Annotated in this window: 19 protein-coding genes and 1 tRNA gene; 8 read left to right on the top strand and 12 right to left on the bottom strand. The window is 51.1% G+C overall.

Translation table 11 applies throughout. From position 1 onward, the window contains the following. Window positions 1-298: 298 nt before the first annotated feature. The 4 genes from ACT53C_RS09005 to ACT53C_RS08990 all read left to right on the top strand — a co-directional run bounded on the left by ACT53C_RS09005 (window position 299) and on the right by ACT53C_RS08990 (window position 3,141). Window positions 299-943, top strand: a complete 645-nt coding sequence (locus ACT53C_RS09005) for a recombinase family protein (RefSeq protein WP_476145608.1) — start codon at window positions 299-301, stop codon at window positions 941-943. Window positions 944-1,418: 475 nt separating this feature from the next. Then, the gene (locus ACT53C_RS09000; RefSeq protein WP_476145629.1) at window positions 1,419-1,706 is read left to right on the top strand and encodes a BRO-N domain-containing protein; all 288 of its coding nucleotides are present in this window, start codon (window positions 1,419-1,421) and stop codon (window positions 1,704-1,706) included. A gap of 416 nt (window positions 1,707-2,122) precedes the next feature. Next, complete coding sequence (locus ACT53C_RS08995) at window positions 2,123-2,299, top strand: hypothetical protein (RefSeq protein WP_476145607.1); 177 nt, start codon at window positions 2,123-2,125, stop codon at window positions 2,297-2,299. Beyond that, complete coding sequence (locus ACT53C_RS08990; RefSeq protein WP_476145606.1) at window positions 2,296-3,141, top strand: ParB N-terminal domain-containing protein; 846 nt, start codon at window positions 2,296-2,298, stop codon at window positions 3,139-3,141. Before ACT53C_RS08995 ends, ACT53C_RS08990 begins: the two co-directional genes overlap by 4 nt. 211 nt (window positions 3,142-3,352) lie before the next feature. On the opposite strand, the gene ACT53C_RS08985 is transcribed toward ACT53C_RS08990, so the two are convergent. From ACT53C_RS08985 to ACT53C_RS08970, 4 genes are all read right to left on the bottom strand, one after another. Continuing rightward, window positions 3,353-3,511 (bottom strand): hypothetical protein, encoded by a 159-nt coding sequence (locus tag ACT53C_RS08985; protein WP_476145605.1) that lies wholly within the window; start codon window positions 3,509-3,511, stop codon window positions 3,353-3,355. A gap of 123 nt (window positions 3,512-3,634) precedes the next feature. Beyond that, window positions 3,635-3,724: transfer RNA gene (locus ACT53C_RS08980), tRNA-Ser, on the bottom strand. 25 nt (window positions 3,725-3,749) lie between these two features. Further along, window positions 3,750-4,283 carry a peptide deformylase gene (def, locus tag ACT53C_RS08975; RefSeq protein WP_476145604.1) on the bottom strand — a complete coding sequence of 178 codons (534 nt, stop codon included), beginning with the start codon at window positions 4,281-4,283 and terminating at the stop codon, window positions 3,750-3,752. A 21-nt stretch (window positions 4,284-4,304) separates the two neighbouring features. Further along, on the bottom strand, window positions 4,305-5,060 hold the full coding sequence (locus ACT53C_RS08970) for an S-methyl-5'-thioinosine phosphorylase (protein ID WP_476145603.1): 756 nt from the start codon (window positions 5,058-5,060) through the stop codon (window positions 4,305-4,307). A gap of 67 nt (window positions 5,061-5,127) precedes the next feature. Between ACT53C_RS08970 and hpnC the strand changes: the two genes are divergently transcribed. Genes hpnC through hpnE form a run of 3 tightly spaced genes read left to right on the top strand, consistent with a single transcriptional unit; the run spans window position 5,128 to window position 8,185 of the window. Further along, window positions 5,128-5,997 (top strand): squalene synthase HpnC, encoded by an 870-nt coding sequence (gene hpnC, locus ACT53C_RS08965; RefSeq protein ID WP_275355649.1) that lies wholly within the window; start codon window positions 5,128-5,130, stop codon window positions 5,995-5,997. After that, window positions 5,994-6,836 (top strand): presqualene diphosphate synthase HpnD, encoded by an 843-nt coding sequence (hpnD, locus tag ACT53C_RS08960; RefSeq protein ID WP_476145602.1) that lies wholly within the window; start codon window positions 5,994-5,996, stop codon window positions 6,834-6,836. The genes hpnC and hpnD overlap by 4 nt, the downstream gene beginning before the upstream one ends. After that, window positions 6,833-8,185 (top strand): hydroxysqualene dehydroxylase HpnE, encoded by a 1,353-nt coding sequence (gene hpnE / locus ACT53C_RS08955; protein WP_476145601.1) that lies wholly within the window; start codon window positions 6,833-6,835, stop codon window positions 8,183-8,185. Before hpnD ends, hpnE begins: the two co-directional genes overlap by 4 nt. Before the next feature lie 18 nt (window positions 8,186-8,203). On the opposite strand, the gene ACT53C_RS08950 is transcribed toward hpnE, so the two are convergent. Beyond that, window positions 8,204-8,479, bottom strand: a complete 276-nt coding sequence (locus tag ACT53C_RS08950) for a hypothetical protein (protein ID WP_476145600.1) — start codon at window positions 8,477-8,479, stop codon at window positions 8,204-8,206. Window positions 8,480-8,736: 257 nt separating this feature from the next. Between ACT53C_RS08950 and ACT53C_RS08945 the strand changes: the two genes are divergently transcribed. Beyond that, window positions 8,737-9,048: a hypothetical protein gene (locus tag ACT53C_RS08945; RefSeq protein WP_476145599.1), complete on the top strand. Its 312-nt coding sequence runs from the start codon at window positions 8,737-8,739 to the stop codon at window positions 9,046-9,048. A gap of 111 nt (window positions 9,049-9,159) precedes the next feature. Here ACT53C_RS08945 and radA read toward each other — a convergent pair whose 3' ends face one another. The 7 genes from radA to rpsF form a co-directional block, all read right to left on the bottom strand. Then, complete coding sequence (gene radA / locus ACT53C_RS08940; protein ID WP_476145598.1) at window positions 9,160-10,515, bottom strand: DNA repair protein RadA; 1,356 nt, start codon at window positions 10,513-10,515, stop codon at window positions 9,160-9,162. After that, window positions 10,508-11,575: an alanine racemase gene (alr, locus tag ACT53C_RS08935; RefSeq protein ID WP_476145597.1), complete on the bottom strand. Its 1,068-nt coding sequence runs from the start codon at window positions 11,573-11,575 to the stop codon at window positions 10,508-10,510. Before alr ends, radA begins: the two co-directional genes overlap by 8 nt. Then, the gene (gene dnaB, locus ACT53C_RS08930) at window positions 11,575-12,957 is read right to left on the bottom strand and encodes a replicative DNA helicase (protein WP_194748036.1); all 1,383 of its coding nucleotides are present in this window, start codon (window positions 12,955-12,957) and stop codon (window positions 11,575-11,577) included. Before dnaB ends, alr begins: the two co-directional genes overlap by 1 nt. 223 nt (window positions 12,958-13,180) lie before the next feature. Then, window positions 13,181-13,630, bottom strand: coding sequence for a 50S ribosomal protein L9 (gene rplI / locus ACT53C_RS08925; RefSeq protein ID WP_194748038.1), 450 nt, complete (start codon window positions 13,628-13,630; stop codon window positions 13,181-13,183). 21 nt (window positions 13,631-13,651) lie between these two features. Further along, window positions 13,652-13,885, bottom strand: coding sequence for a 30S ribosomal protein S18 (gene rpsR, locus ACT53C_RS08920; RefSeq protein ID WP_024929836.1), 234 nt, complete (start codon window positions 13,883-13,885; stop codon window positions 13,652-13,654). A gap of 19 nt (window positions 13,886-13,904) precedes the next feature. Continuing rightward, on the bottom strand, window positions 13,905-14,183 hold the full coding sequence (gene priB, locus ACT53C_RS08915) for a primosomal replication protein N (RefSeq protein WP_379076906.1): 279 nt from the start codon (window positions 14,181-14,183) through the stop codon (window positions 13,905-13,907). Window positions 14,184-14,200: 17 nt separating this feature from the next. Beyond that, the gene (rpsF, locus tag ACT53C_RS08910) at window positions 14,201-14,575 is read right to left on the bottom strand and encodes a 30S ribosomal protein S6 (protein ID WP_194748042.1); all 375 of its coding nucleotides are present in this window, start codon (window positions 14,573-14,575) and stop codon (window positions 14,201-14,203) included. Window positions 14,576-14,641 lie beyond the last annotated feature (66 nt).

Raw genomic sequence — 14,641 nt, 5'->3', positions numbered from 1 at the left:
ATTCCCCCGTGCCGCCCCTTCGAGCTGTGGCTGTAGCAATCCCTTTCCGAATCCACATATTAATTGTTTTCTTTTCGGCGGCTAGGAGCCGTCACCTCAAGTCACCAGCGCAGGACAGCCAGTCAGTTCCCCACCCTAGCGGCAGCAGGAAGACAGAGTGTCCACTTAGGGTACACCTTAACTAGACGTCAGGCAGCACATCAATATGTGTCTATTTAGGGTTGTTTATTTAATTAGTTGACATTAATTCCATGAGGTCTTAGACTCTATCCTGACAATTCAATCAGGAGACCTAACAATGACAACCACGCACAAAGGCCAGCTAGTCGGCTATATCCGTGTATCTACACTCGACCAGAACACAGTCAGGCAGGAGGAACAGCTTGCAGGCTTCCAGCTTGATAGGACATTCACAGATAAGGCCAGCGGCAAGGACACAGCTAGGCCGCAGCTTCAGGAGGCGATTAAGTATTGCCGTGAGGGGGACAAGCTCATAGTCCACTCCATGGACAGGCTAGCGCGTAACCTTGACGACCTCAGAGCGATTGTCAAAGGACTGACAGATAGAGGCGTGGCTGTCCAGTTTGTGAAGGAGAACATGACGTTCACGGGGGAAGACTCAGCCATGTCTAAGCTCATGCTGTCTGTCATGGGTGCCTTTGCTGAGTTTGAACGGGCACTGATTAAAGAGCGTCAGCGCGAAGGGATTGCTATAGCCAAGACCAAGGGTGTCTACACGGGACGCAAGCCAGCCCTCACGGATGACCAGATAAGTGCGCTGGTGGCTAAGGATAAAGCTAACGGACAGAAGAATAGAGCTGCCCTAGCCCGTGAATATGGAATCTCAAGGGAGACCCTTTATCAGTACTTAAGAGGGGCTGTAAATTCTGATATAGTTTTGCCGACACACAAAAGCAAGGAAGAAGAACCATGCAAAATTTGATGCATAAAATCATGGATTTTGATACGTACGAAATCGGCAAGCTTCCAACCCTAAAAGTTATATTTGAAATCTCAGGTGTTATCCCATCTTAATTATTTTTATGGCTGCTGTAAGGGTATTAGTTAACTCAGAGAGCCTAGTCGAAATATTTACAGGATGGTTCTTATTGATTATATCCTCACTTTTATGCGTAGTAGTTGTACTTCAGACTGCAATGTTACTTGCTACAATTACCCTGGGTCTTCTAGGAATTGATGACACGGACATCAAGACGCCTAAACAGGACTTCGCGAACCCAGCTATAAAATCATCACCAACAAGCAAACTAAGAAAATTAGCCTATGGGTTGGTGGCTGTATTTGTAGTAGCAGTCTTATTAACAAGTCTAGTGTCAGCTTTTCAACTCTTTAGATTTGTTTCTACTCACAATGTCTCTATAAACTTAACTTCATAAGTTTATCTCGGCACAACTGACATCCGCTCATTCACAGACGACAAGGGTAATCCTTGGTTTGTGGCTGTAGATGCTTGCCGCATGCTTGACCTTAAGACACACAACGGTGGCATCTCTCATCACCTCGACATCTTGGAGCAATCTGAAATTACCTCCACTAAAAAACTGGAGGTAAATCTGAGAGGAAGCGGGATGAACTTAGCCAAGTTTGTTTCAGAGTCCGGCTTATACAAACTCATCATGCGCTCTAACAAACCTCAAGCAAAACCCTTCCATCCTATCAACTTCACCAGCGCACACTTTCAATAAACGCTCAGAAACGAGCTACAGCGCATCATCTCATCTCAATCCAAGCAACCCCATTGCCGTGAGCTTAAAGTGTCTCCACGGGGCCGGAAATGGCCTTAGCAATTATCCCGAGACAGCCCCAAGTAAATTTAAGTCTCTTTTCGGATGTTCTGGAAGCGGTATATCACCAGCGAACTAGACACGATTATTTTTCACCCATATCGGAGAAGACAAGTAAATTTCCGCCCAATTCTCGAAAACACGTTAGCGACATTTTAGGCATCTTTTCGCAGACGTTCGCAATTCCGCGCACTAGTGGTACACCACAAGTTTTTTAAGAACATGTTGTATCGAAAATCTTGAGCGGCCCTTCTCCTCGCACTATAGGACTACCCACAAGCAAATCCCTTTAAACAATCAACAATGGAGTATATGTAATGAAAGAAACACACGCGGTGTACAGACACATCGCATTCCCTTTAACAACCTTCGACTATCTCAAGGACTTCCAGCGTAACTATGCTGGTAAGCATGGCGTAGTCTTAAACAACAATCAGGCGTTGGCTTTGATTCTGTCCCAGCATAAAGCACTCTCTCAGGAGGTGTCGGAATGATTGGTATTGAAAACAATGACAGCTTATTAGCTGCTAAAGCCAAACTTAAAGAACGCATTGACAAAGGCCTGCCTGCACCAGCGCAGAAGGTCACTAAGCTGAAGCTCAAGGACATCCATGAGTGTCGGCCTGTATTCCTGCATAGATGGCAGCAACAGATAGATGACTGGCACGTCAGGTCACTGGGGCAAGCGATTACGCGACACCCTGACCAGCCTTTAGCGCCCTTGGTTGTCTATTGGATTGGCGATGCTTGGTGCGTCATTGATGGTCATCATCGGCTGTCAGCATACCGTAAACTGGAGACCAAGGCAGCAATCCCTGTGGTTGTCTTCAGCGGCAAGCTTGAGGATGCAATGTTGGAAGCTGCCAGACGCAACTCAAGGGATAAACTGCCCATGTGCTCTACAGAGAAGTGTGAGGCTGCATGGCGGTTGACCATTGGCACCACCAAGTCCAAGGCTGATGTCTCCAGAGCCACAGGTGTGAGCAATGGCTTTGTGGGAACTGCTAGGAAGACTAGAGACTTATTGAAAATCAATCATCCCGATAGGGAGTTAGATAGTCTCACATGGATGCAGGCGCGTGACCTTCTGGCGGGCAAGGCCACTAAGGGTGATTATGATGATAAGGAGTGGCTCAAGGCTGAAGCAAAGAAGATGGCTGACAAGCTGTCCAAGACCTTTGGCGACACCTTGAGGAGACATCCCGAGATGGCTTATGAGGCATTGGCTATTTACAGCCCCGGACTGCTTGATTACATCGGAGAGTACCATTCACCAGCAGAGGAGGATGAGAACCCGTTTCCTGCGAATGATATTGATGATAATCCAGAGTTCTAAAGCGCGGCAACGGCACTGCCCCTAGTCACACATGAAGAATCCCCTTGAGGCCAGCTAGAACAAGGCTTTGAGGGGACTTCAAGGGACAGCTAGGGTGTACACCGTTGGGGGCATGCTCATGCACAGGCGGGTGTCCACGGTGGACAGGTAGACCAGACGCCCATAGGTGAATATTCGAGCGTCCGTTTGTGTATCTATGTTACTGAATTAATCAGTTAAGGATGACCTTAAGCTTCCCTCCAAGGATGACATTGAGCGACTGTCCATCGTGCCACTTATCGAATACGCCGGATGTGTCTACAGCCTCAAAGGCGATACGATGAGCGAAAGGTGTTGTCAGTTTGTTGAGGGTTGTTGCTAAGCGTTGCATGGTATGTCCTTAAATAGAATTAAATGAACATACAGCGGGTGTGGGAAATAGGTGTGGGAAATCAGAATTGCAGGCCGACTCTAACTTGTTGTTTCTTAAGTAATTATCGACCTGCTGATTTCTTGGCGGAAGAGGTGAGATTCGAACTCACGGAGGGCGTGAACCCTCGACAGTTTTCAAGACTGTTGCATTAAACCGCTCTGCCACTCTTCCCGAAAGCGCGCATTATAGCAAACAATCAGTCATCTGGAAGCGTTATTCCAGGAAAAAGTACATCATTAAAGCCAAATTTTGTCAGATCACGGATACGCATGGGGTAAAGCACGCCAAATAAGTGGTCACATTCATGCTGGACCACCCGCGCATGAAAGCCGCTCACCGTGCGGTCAATCACGTTGCCTTGCGGGTCAAAGCCACGGTAATGCAGGTGCTGATAACGCGGCACCAGGCCGCGCATGCCAGGCACAGACAGACACCCTTCCCAACCCTCTTCTTCTATCTCATCCACAGGCGTGAGTTCGGGATTGATCAAAATGGTAAAAGGCACGGCTTCTGCATCCGGATAACGCGGATTGGCACCGACGCCGAACATCACCACCTGCAAGCTGACACCAATTTGTGGCGCGGCAATGCCTGCGCCCTGCATATGCGTCATAGTGTCCTGCATGTCCTGAATCAAGGCATGCAACTCGGGCGTATCAAACTGGGTGACCCTGTCTGCTACCCGGTAAAGTAAAGGCTCGCCCATTCTCAGCACAGGTTTGACTGCCATTTCTGCTCCTCTGACTGCCGTTTAAGCCACAGAACAATCATTATCTGACAGGTATTGCGCAATGACGGCACGGACTTTATCCATGGTTTGCTGCAGCAAAGGCATGACCTGCTCAAACTGAATAGATTGTGTACTATCGCCGCGACCAGCCGCAAAATTGGCTACCGGGCAGATGGCCGCATAAGACACGCCCAATTCACGCGCCAATACCGCTTCCGGCATGCCTGTCATACCCACAATGGTGGCGCCATCCCGCTCATAGCGGTCTATCTCTGCGGCGGTCTCCAGCCGCGGCCCTTGCACGCAAGCATACACACCGCCATCCACCACGCTGCAGCCCACATCGGCAGCGGCTTTGAGACAGCGTTCACGCATGGCTTGTGAATAAGGTTGTGTGAAGTCTACATGCCGCACAGGCAGCTCTATGCCATCGTGATAGGTGTTATTGCGGCCATAAGTGTAATCGAGTATCTGGTTAGGCAAGACGATATCTCCCGGGATCAGATTACGCGTAATGCCGCCCACCGTGGCCACTGCCAGCAAATCACAGACGCCGACCGAATGCAAGGCCCAGACATTGGCCCGGTAATTGATCGCATGTGGCGGAATCTTATGCCCACCACCATGACGGGCTAAAAATACCACCTCTTTGCCATTGATTTCGCCAAAGACTAAGGGTTGCGAAGGTTCCCCATATGGCGTGCGCACGATCAAGCGCTTAGAAATGTTCAAATTATCCAGTGCGGTGAGCCCAGTGCCCCCAATAATGCCTAACATAAGTTCTCTTTATGATTGTTCATCTGCAAGGCGTAAGCGTATCATGGATTTATGGCATACTTAAGCCATGCATGCCTTTTCCAAGCCCGCCCAGCCCCAACCTAGCCTGACACTGGCGCACACGCATTACGAAAACTTTCCGGTTGCATCCTTGCTGTTACCGGCCCATTTACGTCATGCAGTGACGGTCATTTACCAGTTTGCGCGCGAGGCAGACGATATTGCAGACGAAGGCAACGCGAGCGAAATAGAGCGCCTGCAAGCCCTGCAGGCTTATGAAGATGAGTTATTATTGATTCAGGCCTATATACAGCCCTCGCAGCCATTGTTTCAATCGTTGCAAGCGGTGATCCGGACTCACACTCTCGATGTTCAACTGTTAATCGACCTCATCGATGCTTTCAAACAGGATGTGGTGAAAACCCGTTATGCTAACTTTGAGGAAGTACTGGATTATTGCCGCCGCTCGGCAAATCCGGTCGGCCGCCTGATGCTGCAACTGTATGGCAGTGACAGCACGCAACATCGGCTGTGGTCCGATCAAATATGCAGCGCGCTGCAACTGATTAACTTTTATCAGGACATTGCGCTAGACCTGCAAAAGCATGGGGCCGTCGGACGGATTTACCTGAGTCAGGAGGACATGCTGGCGGCAGGCATCAGTGAGCAGGATTTGCGAGCTCAACGGCTGGACAGCCACTGGCAACAGTTCTTTTTGACACAAGTGGGTCGTGCTGAGGCCATGTTAAAGGCTGGCAAACCGTTAGGTCGCGCCCTACCTGGACGGATCGGTTTTGAGTTGCGCATGATGATTGCTGGTGGCGAACGTATCGTGCATAAATTAAAATCCTGTCGTGGCGATATTTACCATCACCGCCCGACCTTGAAAGCCTATGATTGGCCACTGATTTTGCTGAAAGCCCTGTTTAAACAATGACGCCGCAACAATATTGCCTGCAAAAAACCCGTGAAAGCGGTTCCAGCTTCACGCTGAGTTTTGCTTTTTTACCCAAAGCCAAGCGCGAGGCGATGACGGCGCTGTATACCTTTTGCCGCGAAGTGGATGATGTGGTGGATGAGTGTACCGACTACCAGATCGCCCAAACCAAGCTTGGCTGGTGGAAACAGGAAGTTGAGCGGCTGTTTCATGCCACGCCGCAACATCCGGTGACGAAAGCCTTAGAGCCCGTCATCAAAACTTATGGCTTGCAAGAAAGCCATTTCATTGAAATCATCGATGGCATGCAAATGGATACGCAATACAATCGCTATGCGGATTTTGAACAGCTGGGCCTGTACTGTTACCGTGTGGCAAGTGTGGTCGGCTTGCTGTCAGCGCAAATTTTTGGCTATAAAAATCCGGCCACCTTGCAATACGCGCATGACTTGGGCATGGCGTTTCAACTGACCAATATCATCCGCGATGTCGGCGAAGATGCGCGGCGCGGACGCATTTATATTCCACTGGATGAGCTGGAGCGTGACAGTGTCACCGAGCAACAACTGCTTAATAGCGAAGCCACGCCGCAAACGCAGGCCTTGCTGCTCAAGCAGATTGCCCGCGCGGAACTGTTTTATGACAAAGCCCTGCAGCAGCTCCCGCCAGAAGATCGGAAAGCCCAATTACCAGGATTGATGATGGCGGCCATTTACCGAACACTGCTGCAGGAAATCAAACAAGATCCCAACCTGGTACTTAACCATAAAATTGCGTTGCCGCCATTTAGAAAGCTCACCTTGGCGCTGGGCGCCTGGTTTAAATCCCGCCGTTCATGAGTGCAGTGTTATCCAGGGCTAATCAGAAAACATCCCAAACCGTTAGCGCCACCGCGAAGCTTCGCAGAGTAGCGGTGATTGGCGCCGGTCTGGCCGGGTTGTCTACGGCCTTGCGCTTAGGTCAGCAAGGCTATCAAGTATGCGTCTTTGAGGCCGCCCCGCAGGCAGGTGGCCGTGCACGTGGGGTATCGCACTCTTCAACCACGCTGGATAACGGTCAACATCTTTGCCTGGGCGCCTATCATGCCACGCTGGCCTTGCTACGCGATGCCGGCCTGGATCACAGGCATGTGTTCAAGCGCTTGGCGCTGGCATTGCACATGCACGATGGCCAGCATCGTATTTCGCTGGTCACCCCAGAATGGCTACCCGCCCCGCTGCATCTGCTGTGGGGCTTAATCACCGCAACTGGACTGGACTGGCAAAGTAAATGGCGCGCCATCTGCTGGATGCGGCAGTTACAAAAAACCGCTTTTACGCTTGCGCAGGATATGCCGGTATCTGGCTTACTGGCTCAAGCCCAACAAACGCCACTGGCGATCAAGTACTTGTGGGAGCCCTTATGCCTGGCTGCACTGAACACGCCGCTAGCGCTTGCCAGTGCACAGGTATTTTTAAATGTACTCAGGGATAGTTTTCAGCATCGTCGTCAGGACAGTGACTTTCTAGTGGCCAGATCTGATTTGTCCACCGCCCTTATTCAGCCGCTGTTAACGCAGTTACAAACACAAGGGGTTGCAGTCAGGCTGGGGACCACTGTCACCGCCATCGAGGCTTTTGAGCATGGTTGCAAGCTGAGGCATCAGCAACAAGAAGTGTTTGATGCGATGGTGCTTGCGGTCGGACCACACCAACTGAAAACCATCGCAGGCGCACCTACGCTGCCCTGGCGCGAGTATCAACCCATTACCACCATTTACCTGCAATTCAGCGATCAGGTGCGCTTGCCGTACCCCATCATGGGCTTATGCAGCGGCTGGGCACAATGGGTGTTTGACCGCGGGCAGTGCTGTGACCAAGCCGGCTTGCTCGCCGTAGTCATCAGTGCGCATGCGCCCTTTGAGATGGACAAAGCCGTCCTGGTCACACATTGCCTTAATGAGATTAATGCTGCGCTCGGCAACTACGACATGGCTTTGCAACAAACACCTCTGTGGACAAAAATCATCACAGAAAAACGCGCCACCTTCAGTTGCAGCCCGGCTTTAAAGCGGCCTGGCCCTCAAACCGCACATGCCCGCATCTTTTTAGCCGGAGACTATGTCGCGAGCCCTTATCCAGCCACCATAGAAAGTGCGATCCGTAGCGGCGAGGCCGCCGCGCAAGCAATTTCGCGATTACTAGGCTAGCAGCGCCAAGACAGGCGATTAGCCTTTACACACCACCGCCAGGTGATTATTCGCTGGTCTGTAAATCCCATCACCGCTATCAGGGAAGGTTTCAGTGTAAGACAACCGTTTATCTAACTCATAGCCGCCGGCACAGAGCGCACTGGCCTTGCGCTGGCATTGCTCCCAAGTCGTGTTAAATTCGCTGCAAGTCAGGGTATAGCCTGTTTTACCGTTGTTTCCAGTATATTGCTGCGGACCGACACTGGCACAAGCCGTCATCAACAGTGGCAAAAGAAAAATGATTTTTTTCATTATTTTCCTCCTTTAATACAGATTGTCATCTTACTTGTGAATATGTCCTGATTTCTGGCTACATTTTGTAGGAGTAGTTACATTAAATTTTTCTGACAATTACTTTTATATAAAGTAAAACGATTGGTGACGCGCGCCATACCTGCTCTGTATCGAACTCGCTACAAATGCCTACAAAATGCTCGGCCTTTGTAACTGACAAAGCCAAGTGGTTTTTTTATACTGTTTCCAATGTCATTGATTGAAAGGAGTTAAGCATGAAATATGCGACCATGATGGCCACTGGCTTATTCGTCCACATGTCAATCTTAGCTTCAGATATGCTACCGACAGAAGATTACGCAAACCTGACAGGGGAAAAAGTACGTATCCTCAAACAACTGGGGAAGCATGCAGAATGCATCCGTTTGGCCGATGACGACCAAGCTTTGCGCAATTGCCAGGAAAGACTCAGCCAACAGCAACTCACGCAGGACCAATTAGCGCGCGATCCATCCGTGAAACAAAGAACGGCCAGAAATATAGAAAAATTAAAGGCAGATAACCCGAATCAAAACGAGTTTTTTTAACACGGCCATCAAGCCGCTTGAGTAAACCGACTTCCCTGTGGTTGCCTACCCTCTTCTTGGCAACCTCATCCTTAGGCAACGATAGGACTCCCATCTATCGTTGCCATTTTTTTATGCGCGCATCACGTCTATGGCCTGTTCCAGCCTATCCACGGCCTCAACCTGCATACCGGCAATGCCGCCTTTGGGCGCATTCGCTTTGGGAATAATGGCATGGGTAAAGCCCAGTTTGGCAGCTTCCTTAAGACGTTCCTGGCCCCGCTGCACGGGCCGCACTTCGCCTGCCAACCCGACTTCACCAAAGACAATCAGCTTGTTTGGCAACGGTTTGTTTTTCAACGATGAAACAATCGCCAGTAACACAGCCAGATCCACCGCAGGCTCACTGATTTTGACACCACCGACGGCATTGATAAACACATCCTGGTCATAACAGGCCACCCCCGCATGCCGGTGCAATACCGCCAGCAACATAGCCAACCGGTTCTGCTCCAGACCCACGCACAAGCGCTTGGGATTGGGGGCATGTGCCGTATCCACCAGCGCCTGAATTTCGACCAGCAAAGGCCGTGTGCCCTCTTGCGTGACCGTGATACAGGAGCCAGGCACCGGCGATTCATGGTGCGATAAAAACAAGGCGGAAGGATTGCTGACTTCGCGCAGCCCCTTTTCGGTCATGGCAAACACACCGAGTTCATTGACCGCACCAAACCGGTTTTTAAACGCGCGAATCAGCCTGAAACTCGAATTCTGGTCGCCCTCGAAGTACAGCACGCTGTCGACAATGTGCTCCAGCACACGCGGGCCAGCCAGCGAGCCTTCTTTGGTCACATGGCCGACCAGAATCATGCTGATCCCAAGTTGCTTGGCCACCCGTGTGAGTTGCGCAGAACATTCACGCACCTGTGCCACCGAACCTGGTGCAGACTGCAAAGCCTCGGAATACACAGTCTGAATCGAGTCTATCACCACCACGTCCGGCTGATGATGCTGCAACACCTGGCTGATTTTTTCGAGATTGATTTCCGCCAGCACATCGACCTGGCTCGCATCCAGCCCCAAGCGATGTGCCCGCATGGCAATCTGCTGCGCAGACTCCTCACCGCTAATATAAAACGCTTTGAGCGATTGTGAAACCTTGCACACGGTTTGCAGCAACAAGGTCGATTTACCAATGCCAGGGTCGCCACCGATGAGCACCACACCGCCCGCCACCAGCCCGCCACCCAGCACCCGATCAAACTCGGTAATGCCGGTCGCTTGGCGGGACACATCCTGCGCTTCAACATCTGCTAATTTTTGCAACTGCGCAGTGGGTGCCAGGCTTGCAAAGCGGCTTATGGTTGCCGCTTCTGGCACCGTCTCTACCAGTGTGTTCCAGGCATGGCAGCTCGGGCACTGGCCTTGCCATTTAGGTTCGACCGCCCCGCATTCGGTACAGCTGTATTGCGTTTTTGCTTTAGCCATAGTGCTTAAATGGGACCCTGGCGGTGACCGCACACAATAATTCGTAGCCTATGGTCCCCGCTGCTTGTGCAACCTCATCTACAGGGACTTGCTCACCCCATAATTCCACAATACTGCCAACGGTTGCGTCAGGGATATCGGTGACATCTACCGCCAGCATATCCATAGACACGCGCCCCAGCGTACGGGTCAATTGACCATTAACGGCAATCAGCGTCCCTGTTGGCGCATGCCGGGGATAGCCGTCGGCGTAACCACAAGCGACAATACCCACCTTGGTCGGCTGATCTGCAGTAAACAAGCTGCCATAACCAACACTCTCCCCGGCCTGAATTGACTGCAAGGCGATAATAGCGGACTGCAAGGTCATGACAGGTTTCAGGCCCAGCATGGAAGCATGCTGGTCGGCAATCGGCGAGGCACCATACAACATGATCCCTGGGCGCACCCAATCGGCATGGGTTTGCGGCTGCTGAATCACGGCAGCCGAATTCGCCAGGGAGCGCGCATAAGGCTGATTGGCCATGACCGCCTCCACGGTGGTCATGGCCTGCTCAACGCCATCTACAATATCCGCATTGGCAAAATGCGTCATCATGACGATCTCGCGCACATTGGCGCATGCAGCAAGAGCAGCTAACGCCTGCGGATACTCTACCGGCGACAAGCCAAGCCTGTGCATGCCGCTATCCAGCTTGAGAAACACTCGAATGGGGGCACTCAACGCGGCCTGCTGCAACCAGGCAATCTGCTGCACCTGGTGCACGACAATATCCAGCCGGTATCTGTCGACTTCAAGCAATTGCTCGGGCGCAAACACCCCTTCAAGTAACAATATGGGCTGCGTATAACCCGCTTCACGCAAAGCGATGGCTTCACTAGGATTGAGCACAGCGAAAGCATCTGTTTCGCTGAGCCCTTGTGCCGCATTCAGCAAACCGTGACCATAAGCATTGGCTTTGACAACGGAGATGATCTTGGCCGCTGGCGCGTAACGTTTGACCTGCGCCAGATTGTGTCTAAGCGCAGCTAAAGACAGATGAGCAACAATCGGACGCATTAATACTCGTCCGGCATGTAGGCCGCGTTCGCATAGTCGGCAAAACGCGTATGCGCACCCATAAAGGTCAAGCGCACCCGGCCAATCGGGCCGTTACGCTGTTTGGCGATAATAATCTCGGCCGTGCCTTTTTCAGCACTGTCCGGGTTGTAATACTCATCGCGATACACGAACATGATCAAGTCAGCATCCTGTTCGATCGCGCCGGATTCGCGCAAGTCACTCATCACCGGGCGTTTGTCTGGCCGTTGGTCCACGCTACGGTTAAGCTGCGAAATCGCAATCAGCGGCACATTGAGTTCTTTGGCCAGCGCCTTCAGCGAACGTGAAATTTCTGAAATCTCAGTTGCACGGTTTTCGCCCTGACGGCCGGCTGGCGAGCTCATCAATTGCAAATAGTCGATCACAATCAGACCAAGTTCGCCTGTTTGCCGATGCAAGCGACGGGCACGCGCCCGCACGTCAAAGCTGCTTAAACCGGCCCCTTCATCAATATAAATCGGCGCCTCGTTCAATTTACCCAGCGCGGTGGTGAGCTTTTCCCAGTCCTCATCCTCAAGGTTACCGTTACGCATCTTGTGCTGGTCGAGGCGGCCAATTGAGCCGATCATACGCGTGGTCAGCTGGGTTGCCCCCATCTCCATCGAGAAAATAGCGACCGCTTTATTGGTCTCAAGCGCGACATTCTCAGCAATATTAATTGCAAACGCGGTTTTACCCATGGACGGACGACCGGCAATAATCACCATGTCACCGCCTTGCAGGCCTGAAGTCATCGAGTCAAGATCGGTAAAGCCGGTGGGGATCCCCGTCACATCAGAATGATTTTCGCGTGAGTACAGGTAGTCAATGCGGTCAGCCACTTGTGGCAAAAGCACTTGCATGCCCAAAAAGCCCTGGCTCTTGCGGTTACCGCCTTCGGCAATCTGGAAAATCTTGGCTTCGGCTTCATCCAGTAACTGCTGTGCATCGCGACCATTCGGTTGGTAAGCACTTTCGGCAATATCAGTGCCCACTGCAACCAGTTGGCGCATGACAAAGCGCTCATGCACAATTTCGGCATAGCGGCGGATATTGGCAGCAGTGGGCGTATTTTGCGCCAGCGCACCCAGATAAGCCACACCACCAACCGTGGTCAACTCACCACTGTTTTCAAGCGATTCAGCAACCGTCACAATATCGGCTGGCTGGTTGCGCTCAATCAGCCGTGCGATATGTTCATAAATCAATTTATGGTCATGCTGGTAGAAATCCTGAGGGGCCAGAATATCGGCAATCTTGTCCAGCGCTTCGTTATCCAGCAACAGGCCGCCCAGCACGGACTGCTCAGCTTCAATGGAATGTGGAGGGAGTTTTAAGAATTCGAGTTGTTCATCAGCCATCTGGCGATTATACCGAAAAGCTGACTGGCATTTTTGGGTTTCAGAACAGATGAAAGATTAAAAATACTTTAGCCACAGAGGACACAGAGAAAAACCTCATGCACTTTATTGGTACGTTATCAAATAACGCTTTGCGGCGCGCCACAAACTCTGTGGGCTTTGTGGCAAAAAAGCAAAAAGGCTACCGAAGTAGCCTTTTCTTGTACTGCACGCAGATGCCTGATTAGGCTTCTGGCGTCACAGTCACAGTGATATCAACCACTACGTCGTGGTGCAATGCCACGCTCACAGCGAAATCACCAATGGTCTTCAGTGGGCCGTTAGGCAGGCGCACTTCAGCTTTTTTCACTTCGTGACCTTGCGCTTGCAAGCCTTCAGCGATGTCCATGTTAGTCACGGAACCGAACAGACGGCCATCCACACCGGCTTTTTGAGCGACTGTCAGTACAAAACCAGCCAGTTTTTCGCCACGCGCTTGTGCTGCGGCCAACAGGTCTGCCTGTTGTTTTTCCAACTCGGCGCGCTGAGCAGCAAACACTGCCTTGTTCGCTTCGGTCGCGCGTTTTGCTTTACCTTGTGGGATCAGGAAGTTGCGGCCGTAACCGTCTTTCACTTTAACCACGTCACCCAGGGAACCCAGGTTTGCTACTTTTTCCAATAAGATTACTTGCATGTTGTTCTCCTAAGCCGCCGATTAACCTGGGTGTTTGTCTGTGTAAGGCATCAGCGCCAGGAAACGTGCGCGTTTTACCGCGGTTGTCAATTGACGTTGGTATTTAGCCTTGGTACCAGTCATACGGGCTGGGATGATTTTGAAGTTTTCAGAAACGAAATCTTTCAACAGATCTACGTCTTTGTAGTCAACTTCTTTGATGCCTTCTGCGCTAAAACGGCAGTAACGGCGACGTTTGTACATATCTCTTGCCATTTGAAACTCCTTAAATTCTTTAATACTGTATTCGCTGTAACTCTTGTATGTGCAGTACCACTTGTGTGCTTTTTGCACTGCGCTGTGCCAGAAAACCCTTCACTTTGATCTGATCGCCGCTTTGCAATGGCAGATTGGCTTTTTCACCAATAATCACTGCGGGTAACTGACACTGCACCTTCCGATTCATCCCAGCCTCTAGCTGCTCTGAATCATGTTGCAATTGCAATCGCAACAAGGGCAAGCCCGCCGGTGTGTATCGCAACGTTTCAACTGCTTGAACCGTCGCTGCAATCACCAGCGTATTCACAACACTTAAGCAGCCGCCTCTGTGCTAGCAGCAGGTGCGTCACCAACGATGGTTTTGGATTTTTCCTCTTTCATCATTGGGCTTGGTGCGGTGACCGCTGTTTTCGTCGCGATGGTCAGGTGACGTAATACAGCATCATTAAATTTGAAGCCATGCTCCAACTCTTCCAGCACTTCTTGGCTGCACTCGATATTCATCAACACGTAGTGTGCTTTGTGTACTTTTTGGATTGGATAGGCAAGTTGACGACGGCCCCAGTCTTCCAGACGGTGGATGTTGCCGCCATTACCTGTGATTTGTGCGCGGTAACGCTCAATCATCGCAGGCACTTGTTCACTCTGGTCAGGGTGAACAATAAACACGATTTCATAGTGTCGCATGAGATTTCCTTATGGTTAAAGCCACCTTCGGATCAAACTTAAGAATGCCTGATCAAAGTGTGGCAA

This window comes from Methylophilus sp. DMC14 (genome assembly GCF_056314085.1).
The sequence above is the reverse complement of the archived record's forward strand: the minus strand, read 5'-3'. Positions and strand labels throughout refer to the sequence as shown.

Bases quoted from the DNA above. Each gene is read 5' to 3' on its own strand.
- ACT53C_RS09005 (WP_476145608.1), top strand. From the start codon at position 299: ATGACAACCACGCACAAAGGCCAGCTAGTCGGCTATATCCGTGTATCT.
- ACT53C_RS08995 (WP_476145607.1), top strand. From the start codon at position 2,123: ATGAAAGAAACACACGCGGTGTACAGACACATCGCATTCCCTTTAACA.
- ACT53C_RS08990 (WP_476145606.1), top strand. From the start codon at position 2,296: ATGATTGGTATTGAAAACAATGACAGCTTATTAGCTGCTAAAGCCAAA.
- ACT53C_RS08985 (WP_476145605.1), bottom strand. From the start codon at position 3,511: ATGCAACGCTTAGCAACAACCCTCAACAAACTGACAACACCTTTCGCT.
- def (WP_476145604.1), bottom strand. From the start codon at position 4,283: ATGGCAGTCAAACCTGTGCTGAGAATGGGCGAGCCTTTACTTTACCGG.
- ACT53C_RS08970 (WP_476145603.1), bottom strand. From the start codon at position 5,060: ATGTTAGGCATTATTGGGGGCACTGGGCTCACCGCACTGGATAATTTG.
- hpnC (WP_275355649.1), top strand. From the start codon at position 5,128: ATGCATGCCTTTTCCAAGCCCGCCCAGCCCCAACCTAGCCTGACACTG.
- hpnD (WP_476145602.1), top strand. From the start codon at position 5,994: ATGACGCCGCAACAATATTGCCTGCAAAAAACCCGTGAAAGCGGTTCC.
- hpnE (WP_476145601.1), top strand. From the start codon at position 6,833: ATGAGTGCAGTGTTATCCAGGGCTAATCAGAAAACATCCCAAACCGTT.
- ACT53C_RS08950 (WP_476145600.1), bottom strand. From the start codon at position 8,479: ATGAAAAAAATCATTTTTCTTTTGCCACTGTTGATGACGGCTTGTGCC.
- ACT53C_RS08945 (WP_476145599.1), top strand. From the start codon at position 8,737: ATGAAATATGCGACCATGATGGCCACTGGCTTATTCGTCCACATGTCA.
- radA (WP_476145598.1), bottom strand. From the start codon at position 10,515: ATGGCTAAAGCAAAAACGCAATACAGCTGTACCGAATGCGGGGCGGTC.
- alr (WP_476145597.1), bottom strand. From the start codon at position 11,575: ATGCGTCCGATTGTTGCTCATCTGTCTTTAGCTGCGCTTAGACACAAT.
- dnaB (WP_194748036.1), bottom strand. From the start codon at position 12,957: ATGGCTGATGAACAACTCGAATTCTTAAAACTCCCTCCACATTCCATT.
- rplI (WP_194748038.1), bottom strand. From the start codon at position 13,630: ATGCAAGTAATCTTATTGGAAAAAGTAGCAAACCTGGGTTCCCTGGGT.
- rpsR (WP_024929836.1), bottom strand. From the start codon at position 13,885: ATGGCAAGAGATATGTACAAACGTCGCCGTTACTGCCGTTTTAGCGCA.
- rpsF (WP_194748042.1), bottom strand. From the start codon at position 14,575: ATGCGACACTATGAAATCGTGTTTATTGTTCACCCTGACCAGAGTGAA.